Source organism: Streptomyces sp. NPDC002994 (assembly GCF_040611155.1).
Lineage (GTDB): Bacteria > Actinomycetota > Actinomycetes > Streptomycetales > Streptomycetaceae > Streptomyces.
This window is the reverse complement of sequence record NZ_JBEXNQ010000022.1, coordinates 58440-74407: the sequence shown is the minus strand read 5'-3', so window position 1 is coordinate 74407 and position 15968 is coordinate 58440. Positions and strand designations below refer to the sequence as shown.

Genomic DNA, 15968 nt, shown 5'->3' with positions numbered 1-15968 from the left:
ATGAGCACGCTCGCCGACCGGTTCGTCCCTCACCCCCACTTCGCCTCGGCGCACGAGGCCGTCATCCCGGCCCCGGCCCAGGCCGTATGGGCAGCCATCCAGGAGTTCGACAGAACCGGCGGATTCAAGAACGTCCGGGCGGTACGGGCGCTGGTCGCCGTCCGCCGGCTCCTCGGCCGGCTCCGCAACCGGGGCGGAACGTACGAAGACATGCCCACCCTGTCCGTCCCGCTCGCCGAGGATCCGCCCCGCGAAGTGGTGCACGGCATCGTGGGTCAGTGGTGGACGATGGGAGGCGCCGCGAACCGTACGGACGTCGTCGGCGCCGAGGCGTTCCTCGCATTCGCCGAACCGAACCACGCGAAGGCGGTGTTCGTACTGAAGCTCACCGAGTCACCGGACGGCCGGCGCACCAAGGTCGTCACCGAGACGCGCGTCGTCTGCACCGATCCCGAGGCGCGGCGGGCGATGGGACGCTACTGGCTGGTGATCCGTCCGTTCAGCGGCCTCACCCGGAGACTGATGCTCGGGGAGCTGCGGAAGCGGGCGGCGGCGTGAGCCGGAGCCCCCGGGTGGCGGCCCTGCTGCGTGCCGCCGTCTCGGTCATCGCCGCCGAGGGGCTGCGCGGCCTCACCCACCGGGCTGTCGACGCCCGGGCGAACGTGCCGATGGGTTCGACCAGTTACTACTTCCGCACCCGGGAGAAACTGCTCGCCGGCGTCGTCGCACTCATCGCCGAGGAGGAGCTGGCCGACATCGGCCAGGCGGAAGTCGCCGAGGAGTTCGCGTCCGCCCCGCCGGTCCGGCAGGTGGCCGACCGGTTCGCGGGCGTACTGGCCCACTGGCTCGGCCCGGAGCGCGAGCGCACCCGGGCCCGGCTGGAGATCCTGCTGACCGTCGGCCGTCCCGACGACGAGACCGGCGCCGAGCTGCGGCGCGCCAGGGAAGGCTTCGTCGAGCAGGCGCGCCTGCTGGCGGCCGGGCTCGGCAGCCACCACCCCGAGGAAGGCGGGCGGATCGTCGTGGCGTTCGCCGAGGGGCTCACGTACGACGGGGTGGTGCGGCCGGGCCCCGAAACCACCGACCGGGCAACCCTGCGGCGGGCCCTGGAGACCGTCCTCACCGCCCTGGCCGCGCCGCCGCAGGGAGCGGAAGAGGGCGAGTGAGGCCCCCGGCGGGGCCTGGGAGGGCGCCGCCACGCGTGCGCGTGCGCTATACGCGTGCGGGGTCCCGGCTCGCCCGGGCCCCGCACGCCGCACCGCACGCCCGTCAGGCGTCAGGCGAAGCGTTGGTTCGCCGCGCCCGTGCAGGGCTGGAGCTTCAGCGGGTCCTTCGCCGCCGCGAGCGTCACGCACAGGCCCGTCGACGCCGCCGGGCGGATCGTCGATCCGTCGCGTACGAACTGCTGGTTGGCCGCGCCCGAGCAGTTCCACAGGACCAGCCCGGTCCCCGCCGCATACTTCGCGCCGGGCACGTCGAGGCACCGGTCGTGGCTCAGTTCCGTACGGAGCGACTTCTGGGCGGTGTCGTACCACCAGCCCTGGTTCCGGCCGCCGTGGCAGTCCCAGCCGCCCACCGCCGTCCCGTTACGGGTCGTCGACCCGGGTACGTCGGCGCACGTCCCCGTCCCCGCGTTCTTCAGCGGCTTGTACGCGTCGTCCCACGCCCCCGCGAACAGCACGGGCTTTCCCGTGCTTGCCGGGTCCGCGCAACTCGCCTCACGCAGCGAGGAGCTGTAGAGCTGGGTGACGCACGACGCGAACGCCGCGTGGCCGCTGATGTTCGGGTGGAAGGACTGGCGGACCGAGTTCGCGTCCGGCATGCCGGGCTTGGAGAGGTCGATGTAGAGCCCGCGCGCCCAGGAATCCTCCATGCACACCTCGTGGCCGTGGAAGAGGCGGGAGTTGTCGAGATAGACCGACCCGGTGTTCGCCGCCGCCCTGCGCATGCCGCGCTCGAAGACCGGGACCGCCGTGTTGCGGCCCCAGGCCGCGTCCGAGTCGTACCCCACGCACCCACCCGGGATCTTGCCGGGGAAGTTCGGATTGTCCTTGAAGTCGGGGCCGATCGGGCTCGGGTAGCCCATCACGACCATCTTGTAGTCGCCGTCGGCGTACCCGGCGCCGCGCATGACCGTCCGCAGGTCCCGGACCGTCTGCTCCACCTTGGGCACGAGCGCGTCGACGCGCCCCTGCCAGCCGGGCGCGTATTTCGGCTCGCACGGCCCCTGGATGGTCAGCCAGCGCGTGACGCAGTCCGTCATGACCGGGCCGAACTGGAGGTCGTCGTTCGCGCCGGCGACCAGCAGGACCATCTTGATCTTCGTGTTGCGGGCCTTGACGGCCAGACTGTCGCTCTGGACCAGTTCGTCGGCGTACTGCTTGTTTCCGCCGATCCTGATGTTGCCGGTGTACGCGCCCGAGCAGGAGACGTTGTACGTGACATCGGCCGGGATGCCGGTCCGGTGGATGGCGGCGTCCGGCGAGCGGTGGCACCAGTTGTCGGGGCCGTTGGTGCCGGGTTCGTACGTGCCGACACCCTCACCCGAGATCTCGCTGTCGCCCAGCGAGATCAGCCCGCTCTTACGCTGATCCATGGGCCGCTCGGCCGGGTCGCCGTAGAGCTTGGTCGCCTCGGCGGCGCGGATGGCTTCCAGTTCGGCCGGAAGGGGGGTGGATGCGGTGGTGGTCGTGTCAGCGGCGGTGGCGGGGGTGGTTGCCGCCAGGCCGCCGCCGATGGCCGCCGCCAGTGCGGCGGTGGCCGCGACCGTAGAGCGAAGTCTGAGCCGTGTGCGCTGCATTGCGCCTCCCCGGTTTGTTGTTACCCCCGGTATTTACTGGTGGGTAGGCGACTTGGGAATACGCAGAACAAGACAAGTGCTCAACTTTTTCCGAGGAGAGGATCGATCATGACGGCTGACGACCACCGGGACGACCACCGGGACGACTACCGCGTCGAGCACGACTCGATGGGTGAAGTACGCGTTCCTGCCCACGCCAAGTGGCGCGCCCAGACCCAGCGGGCCGTGGAGAACTTCCCCGTCTCCGGACAGCGCCTGGAGCGCGCCCACATCGAGGCGCTGGCCCGCATCAAGGCCGCCGCCGCCCAGGTCAACGCCGAACTCGGCGTGCTCGACAAGGACATCGCGCAAGCGGTCCAGGACGCGGCCGCGGAGGTCGCGGAGGGGCGCTGGGACCAGCACTTCCCCGTCGACGTCTTCCAGACCGGATCCGGCACGTCCTCCAACATGAACATGAACGAGGTCGTCGCCACCCTCGCCACCGAGCGGCTCGGCAGCCCCGTCCACCCCAACGACCATGTCAATGCCTCGCAGTCGTCCAATGACGTGTTTCCGTCCTCCATCCACATCGCCGCGACCGCCGCCGTGACGGGCGACCTCATCCCCGCCCTCGACCACCTCGCCGCCGCCCTGGAGCGCAAGGCCGCCGAGTTCGCCGACGTCGTCAAGTCGGGGCGTACGCACCTGATGGACGCCACGCCCGTCACCCTCGGCCAGGAGTTCGGCGGCTACGCCGCTGCCGTCAGGTACGGCGTCGAGCGCCTGCGCGCCTCGCTGCCCCGCCTGGCGGAACTCCCGCTCGGCGGTACGGCGGTGGGGACCGGCATCAACACTCCGCCCGGCTTCTCGGCCGCCGTCATCGCCGAAGTGGCCCGCAGCACCGGACTGCCGCTCACCGAGGCCCGCGACCACTTCGAGGCGCAGGGCGCGCGGGACGGACTCGTCGAGACGTCCGGTCAGCTCCGTACGATCGCGGTCTCCCTCACCAAGATCTCCAACGACCTGCGCTGGATGGCGTCGGGACCGCGCACCGGATTGGCCGAGATCAGCCTTCCCGACCTCCAGCCGGGCTCCTCGATCATGCCCGGCAAGGTGAATCCGGTCATCCCCGAGGCCGTGCTGATGGTCGCGGCCCAGGTGATGGGCAACGACGCGACGGTCGCGGTGGCCGGCGCCGCGGGCAACTTCGAGCTCAACGTCATGCTGCCGGTGATGGGCAAGAATCTGCTGGAGTCGGTGCGGCTGCTCGCCAACGCCTCCCGGCTGCTGGCCGACCGTACGATCGACGGCATCACGGCCAACGTCGAGCGCGCCCGCGAGTACGCCGAGTCGTCGCCGTCCGTCGTCACCCCGCTGAACAAGTACATCGGGTACGAAGAGGCCGCGAAGGTCGTCAAGAAGTCGCTCGCCGAGCGCCGGACCATCCGCGAAGTCGTCCTGGAATCCGGGTACGTCGAGCGGGGCGACCTCACCGAGCAACAGCTCGACGAGGCGTTGGACGTGCTGCGTATGACGCACCCGTGACCTCGGTCGGAGCAACCGGCGGTACGTACTCCTAAGATCTGCTCATGACAGCTACGGTGAGCGGGGCGGGCGGGGCGCGTTGGGCGCCGGGGGACCACATCCTCTGGCGCTACCGCGGCAATGCCTCCGACCGGATCCACATCTGCCGTCCCGTCACGGTGGTCCGCGACACCGACGAACTGCTCGCGGTGTGGATGGCTCCGGGCACGCAGTGTGTCCGGCCGGTGCTCGCGGACGGTACGCCCGTACACGAGGAGCCGCTCGCCACGCGGTACACGGCGCCGCGGACCACGACCACCTCGCGGTGGTGGGGCACCGGCGTGCTGAAGCTGGCGCGGCCGGACGACCCGTGGTCGGTGTGGCTGTTCTGGGAACGGGGCTGGCAGTTCAAGAACTGGTACGTGAACCTGGAGGAGCCGCGCACCCGCTGGTCGGGCGGCGTCGACTCCGAGGACCACTTCCTCGACATCTCCGTGCACCCGGACCGCGCCTGGTGCTGGCTGGACGAGGACGAGTTCGAGCAGGCCCGCCGGGTGGGGCTGCTGAGCCCCGCCCAGGCCCGGCAGGTACGGGACGCGGGGCGCGCGGCGGTCCGCCTGATCAACGCGTGGGGCGCTCCGTTCCGGGACGGCTGGGAGAACTGGCGGCCCGATCCGCGGTGGGCCGTGCCCCGATTGCCCGATGACTGGGACCGCACTCCTGCTCACATGGCTCCATGAGACCCTTGAAACGCCCCCATGGGTCAAACGTAGGATCGCCTTCCGCAACACTGATCGCACGTATCCCGCACGCAACACGCGGGCCCGGAGCAGAACCTGACCGTATGTCACCACAGGGGGGTGGAGCCGTGCCGGAGAGCAAGTCTGCCGAGTTCAGGGCCCACCGCCTTGTCGAGGCCGCCCGCAGAGCGGGTATATCGCCACACAAAGCGATTGCATCGCACAAGCTCCCCGGACGGACGGAACCCCACGCGTGACGGAGCACCAGTCCACCTCGCACGAAGGCCGGCAGCCCCTGGTTGCCAGGCCGCACGAGCGCACCCGGCCACGGCAGGAGGAGGCGCGCCCAGCGGTGCCGAGTCCCGCGCCCGCTCCTGGGCCGGCCACCGGCGGCGGGGCCCCGGAACAGGCCGGGGAGGCCAGGAGTGAGGGGGACCGGCTGCGGTTCGTGGGCGCGGCGACGCGGCGCATCGCGCGCGGCATCGACCTCGACGAGATCGTGCTCGGCCTGTGCCGGGCGTCCGTGCCGACCTTCACCGACGCGATCCTCGTGTATCTGCGCGACCCGCTCCCGGTCGGCGACGAGCGCCCCGCCGTACCGTTCGTGCTGCGCCTGCGCCGCACCGACCGGCTGCGTTTAGCCGATGACGGAGCCGAGGAGATCGACCTCCAGGCCGAGCCGCTGCCCGCCCACCAGCTGTGCGAGGTACGCAGCGGGGGCGCCCTCGCCGAGGTCCTCAGAGGCGTACGCCCGGTGTTCGGCGACTCCGCGTCCGCGCGGGCGGCCCTGCCCGAGCTGCTCGGCGACTCCATGGGCCTGCCCGCCGGGCGCCGCGCGATCCTCGCACCGCTGCGCGGCCGGCGCCGGGTGATCGGCGCCGCGGTGTTCCTGCGCCGCCCCGAGCGGCCCGCCTTCGAGGCCAACGATCTCCTGGTCGCGGCCCAGTTGGCGACGCACACCGCGCTCGGCATCGACAAGGCCGTGCTGTACGGGCGCGAGGCGTACATCGCCGACGAGCTCCAGCGCACCATGCTGCCCGACTCGCTCCCGCAGCCGACCGGCGTCAAGCTGGCTTCCCGCTACCTTCCGGCCGCCGAGACGGCCCGCGTCGGCGGCGACTGGTACGACGCGATCCCGCTGCCGGGCAGCCGCGTCGCGCTGGTCGTCGGTGACGTCATGGGCCACTCCATGACCTCCGCCGCGATCATGGGCCAGCTGCGGACGACGGCGCAGACCCTCGCCGGACTCGACCTGCCGCCGCAGGAGGTCCTGCACCACCTCGACGAGCAGGCGCAGCGGCTCGGCCAGGACCGTATGGCGACCTGCCTGTACGCCGTGTACGACCCGGTCTCGCACCGGATCACCATCGCCAACGCGGGCCACCCGCCGCCCATCCTGCTCCATCTGGGCGGCCGCGCCGAGGTGCTGCGGGTGCCGCCGGGCGCGCCCATCGGCGTAGGCGGAGTGGACTTCGAGGCCGTCGAGCTGGACGCCCCGGCGGGCGCCACGCTGCTGCTCTACACCGACGGCCTGGTCGAGTCGCGGCTGCGGGACGTATGGACCGGAATCGAGCAGCTGCGGGAACGGCTCGCCGCCACCGCGCAGTTGACGGGGCCGGACCACTCGCCGCCGCTGGAGGCGCTGTGCGACGACGTACTCGACATGCTCGGGCCGGGTGACCGGGACGACGACATCGCGCTGCTCGCCGCCCGCTTCGACGGGATCGCGCCGAGCGATGTCGCGTACTGGTTCCTGGAGCCGGAGGAGCAGGCGCCCGGGCGGGCCCGCAGGCTGGCCCGGCGGGCGCTGGCGCGCTGGGGTCTTGAGGAGCTGAGCGACTCGGTGGAGCTGCTGGTCAGCGAGGTGGTGACGAACGCGGTGCGGTACGCCGAGCGGCCCGTGACGCTGCGGTTGCTGCGTACGGACGTACTGCGCTGCGAGGTCGGCGACGACTCGCCGCAGCTGCCCAGGCAGCGGCGGGCGCGGGACACGGACGAGGGCGGGCGCGGGCTGTTCCTCGTGAACCGGCTGGCGAGACGTTGGGGCGCTACGCGGCTGTCCTCGGGCAAGGTGGTCTGGTTCGAGCTGGCCACGCGCCCGTAGCCGACTCTGTACGCACGACCCATACGACTGCGGCGGGCACCCGAGGGTGTCCGCCGCAGACGTATATTGCCGTTGGCCGTGGCCGCTCAGGGGCGCGGCGGCCGGAGGTCGTTGTTGGTGCCACCGTCGGCACCACTGTCGGCGCCGCCGTCCGCGCCGCCGTCCGTGCCACCGCCGGAGCCCCCGTCGGAGCCTCCGGTGTCACCGCCGCCGTCCGCGCCGCCGTCGGAGCCTTCGGTGTCACCGCCGGGGTCCGGCGGGTCGAGCGTGATGGGCGGCGGCGATGTCGGGGGCGTGGTGGAGGGCGACGAAGGAGGTGTGGTGGACGGTGACGTCGGAGGCGTGGTGGACGGCGACGTCGGAGGCGTGCTCGGGGTCGTCGGGGGCGTGCTCGGGGTGTTGGTCGGGTCCGGGGTGTTGGTCGGCGGGGGCGAATACTTGTCGTCCGGGTCGATCTCCAGGTCGAAGTCGGCGTCGGAGCCGCCTCCGAGGGCGCCCAGGGTGTAGTCCGCCCAGATGCTCGCGGGGAAGCCGCCACCGCTGGCGCGGCCGGCGTTGGCCGTACCGGTCAGGGAGACCTGTCCGCCACCCGGCTTCGTGGACTCGCCGAAGAGGGCTACGGCGGTGGAGAGTTCGGGGGTGTAGCCCACGAACCAGGCGGACCGGTTCTTCTCCGACGTACCGGTCTTGCCCGCCGCGTTGTAGTTCGGGCTGCTCGCCCGGAAACCCGTACCGCTGTTCACCACTCCGGTCAGCACCTTGGTCACGCTGTCCGCCGTCGAGCGGTCGATGACCTGCTCCTCCGCCGGCTTGGGCAGGTCGACCCTGCCGCCCTCGCGGTCCTTGTGCTCCGCGGACTTCACGATGGTCGGCGTGACCTTCTTGCCGTGGTTGTCGAGCGTCGCGTAGACACTCGCCATGTCCATGGTGCTGGCGCCCATCACACCGAGGGACATGGCGGGGCGCTCGTCGAAGCCGCCCTTGTCCTCCATGCCCATCCGCAGCGCGGTTTCCTTCACGCGCGACGGGCCGACATCGACCAGCATCTGCGCGAAGACGGAGTTGACCGACTTGTTCATCGCCTGCTGGACGGTGATGGGGCCGTAACTCTTGCCCAGGTCGTTCTGCGGGGCGAAGGGGGTGGCGCTGCCCTCGACGGGGCGCTTGCTCGTGCCGTCGTAGATCGTGCTGGGTGTGATCGGCTCGTCGTCCTGCGTCTTGGAGTTGCTCTCCAGGGCGGCGGCGAGGACCACGGGCTTGAAGGTCGAGGCCGGCTGGTAGTCGGACCGCGTGGCGTTGGAGAAATAGTGCTCGGTGGCGTCCACGCCCCCGTACATCGCGACGACCTTGCCGGTCTTCGGGTCCACCGAGGTCGCGCCGGCCTGGAGGGTCGCGTCGACCTTGTTCTTCTTGCGGTCGAGCTTGGACTCCAGCTGCCGTTCGACCGCCTTCTCCAGCGACTTCTGGCGCTTCTCGTCGATGTTGAGCGTGATCGTCCACCCGCCCGCGTCGAACTCGGCGTCGGTGACGCCCTGCTTCTTCAGCTCGGCCTTCGCGGCGTCGACCATGTAGCCGGTCTGGCCCTCCATACCGGCGGCGCCCTTGGGGTTCCGCGGTATGTCGAACTTCAGGGTGTCGCGCTTGGCCTGGTCCAGCTCTTTCATCTCGACCATGTTGTTCAGTACGTAGTTCCAGCGCTCCGTGACCAGCTTCTTGCTGGTCGGGCCCGCCACCGCCCAGTCGTACTGGCTGGGGGCCTGGAGGAGCGCCGCGAGGTACGCGCCCTGCGTGACGGTCAGCTCGTCGGCGTCGACGCCGTAGTACGCCTGGGCCGCGGCCTGGATGCCGTACGCGCCGCGCCCGAAGTAGCTGGTGTTGAGGTAACCGGCCAGAATGTCCGACTTGCTCTGCTTCCGGTCCACCTTGATCGAGATCACCAGCTCCTTGAGCTTGCGACTGACCGTCTGCTCCTGGGTGAGGTAGTAGTTCTTGACGTACTGCTGGGTGATGGTCGAGCCACCCTGCTTGCCCTTGCCGGTGACGGTGTTGAGCAGACCGCGGGCGGTGCCCTTGAGGTCGACGCCGGAGTCGCTGTAGAAGTTCTTGTTCTCGGCGGCGACGAAGGCGGTCTGGACGTCCTTGGGGATGTTGGCGAGCGGGACGATCTCGCGGTTGACCTTGCCCGAGCGGGCCATGATCTTGCCGTTGCTGTACTTGTAGACGTTGCTCTGCATCTCGGCCTGAGCGTTGGCCGTCGGCACGGGCACCCATATGTAGAGCGCCACGAAGGCCCCCATCATGAGCAGGCAAAGCCCGAAGAAGGTGCCCAGCATCTTCTTCCAGGTGAAGAAGCGGCGTATGCCTCCCGGCTTCTTCGCCCGGCGCGCACCGCGCTTCCGGTTCTGTCGCGCTTCTGCTCGGCCCATTACTCCGTAACTCCGCTCATCGAGCCCCCGGATGTCAGCTCAGAAAGCTAACACCGCACCTGCGGACAAAGGGCAGCCGATCCGCTCTTTTCCGTACGTGACAATCAGCACCTGTCTCTCTGGAACCGACTCATCAGAGGGCTCCAAGGTTGCGAAGGTCCTCTCACAGGTTTACGGTCCTCGAAAAAGTGATATCACTTTGCTAGGCCAGTCGGGCCGCGATCGCGGACCGCGATCACCGCACGAAACGGGGGACCACCATGCCGACGACCAGCAACACGTCCACGCCCACACCCACGCCCACCGACCTGCCACAGATGCCCGCGCCCAGAGTCCGCGAGACCGCCGCGCACAGCATCGGCGGCGGCCTCGCCCTGCTGCTCGGACTGCTGGGGCTGCTGGCGGGAGCGGCCCTCATCGCCGCCGGCGCCACCCTTGCCTCGACCGGCCCCAAGGTGGCGCTGATCATCATCGGCGTCCTGACCGCCTTCGCCGCGTTCCTCGCGATGTGCGGCCTCAACATGGTCGCGCCGGGCGAGGCCCGCGTCGTCCAGCTCTTCGGGCGCTACCGCGGCACCATCCGCACCGACGGACTGCGCTGGGTCAACCCGCTGACCACGCGCTCGAAGATATCGACCCGGATCAGGAACCACGAGACGGCGGTCCTCAAGGTCAACGACGCCTACGGAAACCCGATCGAGCTGGCGGCGGTCGTGGTGTGGAAGGTGGAGGACACGGCGCAGGCGACGTTCGAGGTGGACGACTTCCTGGAGTTCGTCTCCACCCAGACGGAGGCCGCCGTGCGCCACATCGCCATCGAGTACCCGTACGACGCGCACGACGAGGACGGCCTGTCGCTGCGGGGCAACGCGGAGGAGATCACCGAGAAGCTCGCGGTGGAGCTGCACGCGCGGGTGGAGGCGGCGGGCGTCCACATCATCGAGTCCCGCTTCACGCATCTCGCGTACGCCCCCGAAATCGCATCGGCGATGCTTCAGCGGCAGCAGGCCGGCGCGGTCGTCGCGGCGCGCAAGCTGATCGTCGAGGGTGCGGTGGGGATGGTCGAGATGGCTCTGACCCGGATCACCGAGCAGGACATCGTCGAGCTCGACGCCGAGCGCAGGGCGGCGATGGTCAGCAACCTGATGGTGGTGCTGTGCGGTGACCGGGCCGCGCAGCCCGTCCTCAACACCGGCACGCTCTACCAGTGACGGACGAGGCGCCGCGGCAGCGCAAACAGGTGCTGCTGCGGCTTGATCCGGCGGTGTACGACGCGGTGGCCCGCTGGGCGTCGGACGAGCTGCGCAGCGCGAACGCGCAGATCGAGTTCTTGCTGCGGCGAGCGCTCTCGGAAACCGGCCGCCTTCCTGGCGGCGCCGGCCCGATCCCCCGCCGGGGACGCCCCCCGAAGCCGCCGGACGCGGACCCGGAACCGCCGCCGCCGTAGGGCGGCCCCAGCGGGGCTTCCCACAACTGGGGCTCCGCCCCAGACCCCGCTCCTCACACGCCGGAGGGGCTGGAGTTGCCCAGGGGGCTCGTCCGAGCTGGGGGCTTCGCCCCAGCTCGAGGCTGCCGCGCTCCGCGAAAGTGCCGCGCTGTTGGACTCCAGCTCAGCAAAATCCAGCCCGTCCGGCGATTGAGGACCACGCCCGAAGGGCGCCTGTGTGGTCTGGGGCCTGGGGCTTGCCCCTCACGCGGCGGCAGCCGCAAAGTGTCACAGCGGGAAGGGGCGGGGTGGGGAAGGGCCCGCCGCAGGCGAGTGCCCGCACACCATTATGCACTGCATGTATACCCACTGTGTATAGTGCCCCGCATGTCAATCGGCCACACCCTCCTCGGGCTCCTGGAATCCGGACCGCGCCACGGCTACGACCTCAAGCGCGCCTTCGACGACAAGTTCGGCCACGACCGCCCCCTGCACTACGGACAGGTCTACTCGACCATGTCCCGCCTGCTCAAGAACGGCCTCGTAGAAGTCGACGGCGTCGAATCCGAAGGCGGCCCCGAGCGCAAGCGCTACGCCATCACCGAAGCCGGCATCACCGACGTCGAGCAGTGGCTCGCCCAGCCGGAGAAGCCCGAGCCGTACCTCCAGTCGACGCTCTACACCAAGGTCGTCCTCGCCCTCCTCACCGGCCGCAGCGCCGCCGGCCTCCTCGACGTACAGCGCGCCGAGCACCTGCGCATGATGCGCGTCCTCACCGACCGCAAGCGTCGGGGCGATCTCGCCGACCAGCTCATCTGCGACCACGCGCTCTTCCACCTCGAAGCCGACCTGCGCTGGCTGGAACTCGCCGCCGCACGCCTCGACAAGCTCGCCACGGAGGTACGCGCATGACCCCCGCCGGGTCCCTCCTCGTCGCCCACGACCTGCACAAGGCGTACGGCCCGACCCCTGCCCTGGACGGGGCGGCGTTCTCCATCCACCCCGGCGAGGTCGTCGCCGTCATGGGCCCCTCCGGCTCCGGCAAGTCGACCCTGCTGCACTGTCTCGCCGGGATCGTCCCGCCGGACAGCGGGACCATCACGTACAACACACAAGACCTCACCGCGATGTCGGACGCCGAGCGCAGCGCCCTGCGCCGAAGCGAGTTCGGCTTCGTCTTCCAGTTCGGCCAGCTCGTCCCCGAGCTGACCTGCGCGGAGAACGTCGCGCTGCCGCTCCGCCTGAACGGCGTCAAGCGCAAGCGGGCCGAGGCCCAGGCTCTCGACTGGATGGACCGCCTGGAGGTCGCCGATCTGGGACGCAAGCGTCCCGGTGAGGTATCCGGCGGGCAGGGCCAGCGCGTCGCCGTCGCCCGCTCCCTCGTCACCTCACCGCGCGTGATCTTCGCCGACGAACCGACCGGCGCCCTCGACTCGCTCAACGGCGAGCGCGTGATGGAGCTGTTCACCGAGGCGGCCCGGTCCAGCAACGCGGCCGTCGTCCTGGTCACCCATGAGGCCCGGGTCGCGGCCTACTCCGACCGCGAGATCGTCGTACGGGACGGCAAATCCCGTGACCTGGAGCACGCATGAGCTGGTCCGGTGACCTCAGGATGGGGGCGCGGTTCGCCGTCGCCGGCGGGCGCGAGGGCTGGCTGCGCACCGCGCTCACCGCGGTGGGCGTGGGCCTCGGTGTGGCGCTGCTGCTCTTCTCCACCGCCGTACCCAGCGCCCTGTCCGCCCGCGACCAGCGCGACAACGCCCGCAACGACTACGGCGCCGTAATCAACGGCCCGGCCGCGGACGACACGATGCTGCTCGGCCGGACCGACACCGTCTTCCGTGACAAGGACATCCGCGGGCGGCTTCTGAAGCCCGAGGGCTCCAGCCCCTCCGTGCCGCCCGGCGTCGAACGGCTGCCGGGGTCCGGCGAGATGGTGGTCTCCCCCAAGCTGCGTGAGCTGCTCTCCTCGCCCGAGGGCGAGCTGCTGCGCCAACGCCTCGACGCCACCGTCGTCGGCACGATCGCCGACGCCGGTCTGGTCGGTCCGCACGACCTCGCGTACTACGCCGGCGATGGAACCCTAGAGTTCGCCCGGGGCGACGTCATGCGGATCAGGGACTTCGTCGCCAAGGCGCCGACGGAGAAGATGGACCCGGTCCTCGCGCTGCTGGTCGTCATCATCTTCGTCGTACTGCTGCTGCCGGTGGCGATCTTCATCGCAGCGGCCGTCCGCTTCGGCAGCGACCGGCGCGACCGGCGGCTCGCCGCGCTGAGGCTGGTCGGCGCGGACGGGCGGACGACCCGCCGGATCGCGGCAGGTGAGGCGCTCGCCGGATCGCTGGCCGGGCTGGTGCTCGGGGCCGGATTCTTCCTGCTGGGGCGGCAGTTCGTCGGGGAGGTGACGGTCGCGGGGCTGAACCTCTTCCCCGCCGATGTCGACCCGAGCCCGCTGCTGGCCGTGCTGATCGCCGTCAGTGTGCCCGCCGCGGCCGTGGGGGTGACGCTGTTCGCACTGCGCGGCGTGGTCATCGAGCCGCTCGGCGTGGTCCGTACGGCAACTCCACGCAAGCGCCGGATGTGGTGGCGGCTGCTGCCACCGGCAGTCGGCCTGGCCCTGCTCTACCCGATGCTCGGGAAGGGCCGCGACGACGGCGCCTTCAACCAGGCGCAGGTCATCGGCGGCACCGTACTCCTGCTGATCGGTGTCACCGCGCTGCTCCCGTGGATCGTCGAAGCGGTCGTGGCCCGGATCGGCGGCGGGACTCCCGCCTGGCAGCTGGCGGTGCGCCGCCTCCAGATGAGCAGCGGCAACGCCGCCCGGCTCGTCAACGGCATCGCCATCGCGGTCGCCGGCGCCATCGCCCTGCAGATGCTGTTCGCCGGGATCGAGGGCGACTACCGGCAGGACACCGGGGCGGACCCGAACCGCGCCCAGCTCTCGTTCCGTACGTCCAACTCCGCCGATCCGGCGCAGAACGCCGCGCTGACACGGCAGTTGCGCACCACTCAGGGCGTACGGGACGTGATCTCCGTCGGCCGGACCGGGCTCGCCACCGTGGCGAACGAGCCGCAGGACTACGTCGACCTCACCATCGGCGACTGCAGGTCCCTGCGCGAACTCGCGAAGATCTCCGACTGCCGCGACGGCAGCGTCTTTCTCACCACGGGTGGCTGGGACCATCGCGTCCTCAAGGTCGCCAAGCCCGGCCGGAAGCTCTTCATTGACCCGACCTTCCAGGGAGAGGAGAAGGGGTCCGAGACGCCCTGGACCCTTCCGGCGAAGCTGCCGCAGGTCCCGAAGCGCGACGAGCCGACGGGGGGCGCGATCGCCGGTGTCCTGGCCACGCCCGGTGCGCTGCCGCCGACGGACAAGCTGCCGCTGGGCCACACCGCGTACCTCAAGCTCGACTCCCGGGTGCCGGACGCGGCGGAGCATGCCCGTAACACCGTCGCGACGGCCGATCCGCTGATCGCTGTCCGCGCCGCACAGACGACGAAGGAGTCCACCCGCTTCGCCGGAGTCCGCAAGGGTCTCTACATCGGCGCGGCCGCAGTGCTCATGCTGATCGGTGCGAGCCTGCTGGTCTCCATGCTCGAGCAACTGCGCGACCGCAAGCGGCTGTTGTCGTCCCTTGTCGCCTTCGGTACCCGCCGCACCACCCTGAGCTGGTCGGTCCTCTGGCAGGCGGCGGTCCCGGTCGTCCTCGGTCTGGCTCTCGCCACGGTGGTCGGCCTGGCGCTCGGCGCGGTCCTGCTGAAGATGGTGGCCCGCCGGGTCTCGGTCGACTGGTTCTCGGTCGTCGCCATGTCCGGCATCGGCGCGGGGGTGGTTCTGCTGGTGACGGCCCTGAGCCTGCCGCCGCTGTGGCGCCTGATGCGGCCGGACGGCCTGCGCACGGAGTAGGGCTCGCTCAATCGCCGTACGGGCTCCTTTTGGGGCCCGTACGGCGATGGGGAGGCGAGCGGGGGCCGGTCCGGAGCTCCGGTGCGCCCCTCACCCCCCGTCCGCCACCACCCGCACAGGCAACCGCCTCATCGCCTCGCGCAGCGCCTGCGCGAACGTTTCGAATTCGCTCTGGCGCGCCGCCCCCGCCCGCACCGCCAGCGCGACCCGCCGCGACGGCGCCGGATCGGCGAAGTACCCCGTCACCAACTGGTCGTTACGGTCCGTCTCCACCCGCACCGCCGTCCGCGGCAGCAGCGTCACCCCGAGCCCGCCCGCGACCAGCTGCACCAGCGTGGAGAGCCCCGCGGCCGTCGTCGTGACGGGCGCGCCCTCCGTACGTCCCGCCTCCCGGCAGATGTCGAGTGCCTGGTCACGCAGGCAGTGCCCCTCGTCGAGCAGCAGCAGGTGCAGCTCCTTGAGCGCCTCGCGCGGGATGTCCTCGCGCCCGCCCAGCCAGTGCTCCCGCGGCGTCACCAGCACGAAGTCCTCGTCGAAGAGGGGGAGTTCCGCCACGCCCGGCACCCCCAGCGGCACCGCGAGCAGCAGCAGGTCCAGCCGTCCCGCCGCCAGCCCCTCCAGCAGCGACGAGGTCTGCTCCTCGTGCACCTGAAGGTCCAGTTCCGGATACCGCTCGTGTACGAGCGTGAGCACCGTCGGCAGCAGATACGGCGCCACCGTCGGGATCACCCCGAGCCTGAGCACCCCGGTGAAGGGCGCCCGTACCGCCGCCGCCTCCTCCATCAGCTCGCCCACCGCCTCCAGCACGGCTCTCGCCCGGACCGCGAGCCGCTCCCCCGCCGGAGACAGCAGCACCTTGCGCGTCGTACGCTCGACGAGCTGCACTCCCAGCGCGTCCTCCAGCGCCGAGACCGCCCCCGACAGCGCCGGCTGACTCATGCCGATCGCTGCGGCCGCGTCCCTGAAGTGCAGATACTCCGCGACGGCGGCGAACGCGCGCAGCTGCGCCAGGCTGGGCTGTTTTCCATTACTACTGGCCACTGATAACCACCTCCGATCGGA

At 70.8% G+C, this 15968-nt stretch carries 13 protein-coding genes; 10 read left to right on the top strand and 3 right to left on the bottom strand.

Annotation, left to right across the window (positions count from 1 at the left end; translation table 11 throughout):
- Nucleotides 1-558 (top strand): hypothetical protein, encoded by a 558-nt coding sequence (locus tag ABZX79_RS26910; protein WP_355262804.1) that lies wholly within the window; start codon nucleotides 1-3, stop codon nucleotides 556-558.
- A complete protein-coding gene (locus ABZX79_RS26905) occupies nucleotides 555-1166 on the top strand; it encodes a TetR family transcriptional regulator (RefSeq protein ID WP_355262801.1) in 612 nt (203 codons plus the stop codon). Before ABZX79_RS26910 ends, ABZX79_RS26905 begins: the two co-directional genes overlap by 4 nt.
- Nucleotides 1167-1276: 110 nt before the next feature.
- On the opposite strand, the gene ABZX79_RS26900 is transcribed toward ABZX79_RS26905, so the two are convergent.
- Entirely contained in the window at nucleotides 1277-2800 is a 1524-nt protein-coding gene (locus ABZX79_RS26900; RefSeq protein WP_355262798.1) for a ricin-type beta-trefoil lectin domain protein, read from the bottom strand.
- A gap of 108 nt (nucleotides 2801-2908) precedes the next feature.
- Here ABZX79_RS26900 and ABZX79_RS26895 point away from each other — a divergent pair, with 108 nt between their 5' ends.
- From ABZX79_RS26895 to ABZX79_RS26885, 3 genes are all read left to right on the top strand, one after another.
- Nucleotides 2909-4324 (top strand): class II fumarate hydratase, encoded by a 1416-nt coding sequence (locus tag ABZX79_RS26895; protein ID WP_355262795.1) that lies wholly within the window; start codon nucleotides 2909-2911, stop codon nucleotides 4322-4324.
- A gap of 56 nt (nucleotides 4325-4380) precedes the next feature.
- Nucleotides 4381-5043 (top strand): DUF402 domain-containing protein, encoded by a 663-nt coding sequence (locus ABZX79_RS26890; RefSeq protein ID WP_355262960.1) that lies wholly within the window; start codon nucleotides 4381-4383, stop codon nucleotides 5041-5043.
- 253 nt (nucleotides 5044-5296) lie between these two features.
- A complete protein-coding gene (locus ABZX79_RS26885) occupies nucleotides 5297-7147 on the top strand; it encodes a SpoIIE family protein phosphatase (RefSeq protein WP_355262792.1) in 1851 nt (616 codons plus the stop codon).
- Between the two features lie 86 nt (nucleotides 7148-7233).
- On the opposite strand, the gene ABZX79_RS26880 is transcribed toward ABZX79_RS26885, so the two are convergent.
- A complete protein-coding gene (locus ABZX79_RS26880) occupies nucleotides 7234-9573 on the bottom strand; it encodes a transglycosylase domain-containing protein (protein ID WP_355262789.1) in 2340 nt (779 codons plus the stop codon).
- Nucleotides 9574-9833: 260 nt separating this feature from the next.
- On the opposite strand from ABZX79_RS26880, the gene ABZX79_RS26875 reads away from it, so the two are divergent.
- The 5 genes from ABZX79_RS26875 (at nucleotide 9834) to ABZX79_RS26855 (ending at nucleotide 14906) form a co-directional block, all read left to right on the top strand.
- Complete coding sequence (locus tag ABZX79_RS26875) at nucleotides 9834-10784, top strand: SPFH domain-containing protein (protein WP_355262786.1); 951 nt, start codon at nucleotides 9834-9836, stop codon at nucleotides 10782-10784.
- Nucleotides 10781-11020 carry a hypothetical protein gene (locus ABZX79_RS26870; protein ID WP_355262783.1) on the top strand — a complete coding sequence of 80 codons (240 nt, stop codon included), beginning with the start codon at nucleotides 10781-10783 and terminating at the stop codon, nucleotides 11018-11020. The genes ABZX79_RS26875 and ABZX79_RS26870 overlap by 4 nt, the downstream gene beginning before the upstream one ends.
- Nucleotides 11021-11386: 366 nt before the next feature.
- Nucleotides 11387-11911, top strand: a complete 525-nt coding sequence (locus tag ABZX79_RS26865) for a PadR family transcriptional regulator (RefSeq protein ID WP_355262780.1) — start codon at nucleotides 11387-11389, stop codon at nucleotides 11909-11911.
- Nucleotides 11908-12591, top strand: coding sequence for an ABC transporter ATP-binding protein (locus ABZX79_RS26860; RefSeq protein WP_355262777.1), 684 nt, complete (start codon nucleotides 11908-11910; stop codon nucleotides 12589-12591). The genes ABZX79_RS26865 and ABZX79_RS26860 overlap by 4 nt, the downstream gene beginning before the upstream one ends.
- Nucleotides 12588-14906: an FtsX-like permease family protein gene (locus tag ABZX79_RS26855; protein WP_355262774.1), complete on the top strand. Its 2319-nt coding sequence runs from the start codon at nucleotides 12588-12590 to the stop codon at nucleotides 14904-14906. Before ABZX79_RS26860 ends, ABZX79_RS26855 begins: the two co-directional genes overlap by 4 nt.
- A 90-nt stretch (nucleotides 14907-14996) precedes the next feature.
- Here ABZX79_RS26855 and ABZX79_RS26850 read toward each other — a convergent pair whose 3' ends face one another.
- The gene (locus ABZX79_RS26850; protein WP_355262771.1) at nucleotides 14997-15947 is read right to left on the bottom strand and encodes a hydrogen peroxide-inducible genes activator; all 951 of its coding nucleotides are present in this window, start codon (nucleotides 15945-15947) and stop codon (nucleotides 14997-14999) included.
- Nucleotides 15948-15968: the final 21 nt, after the last annotated feature.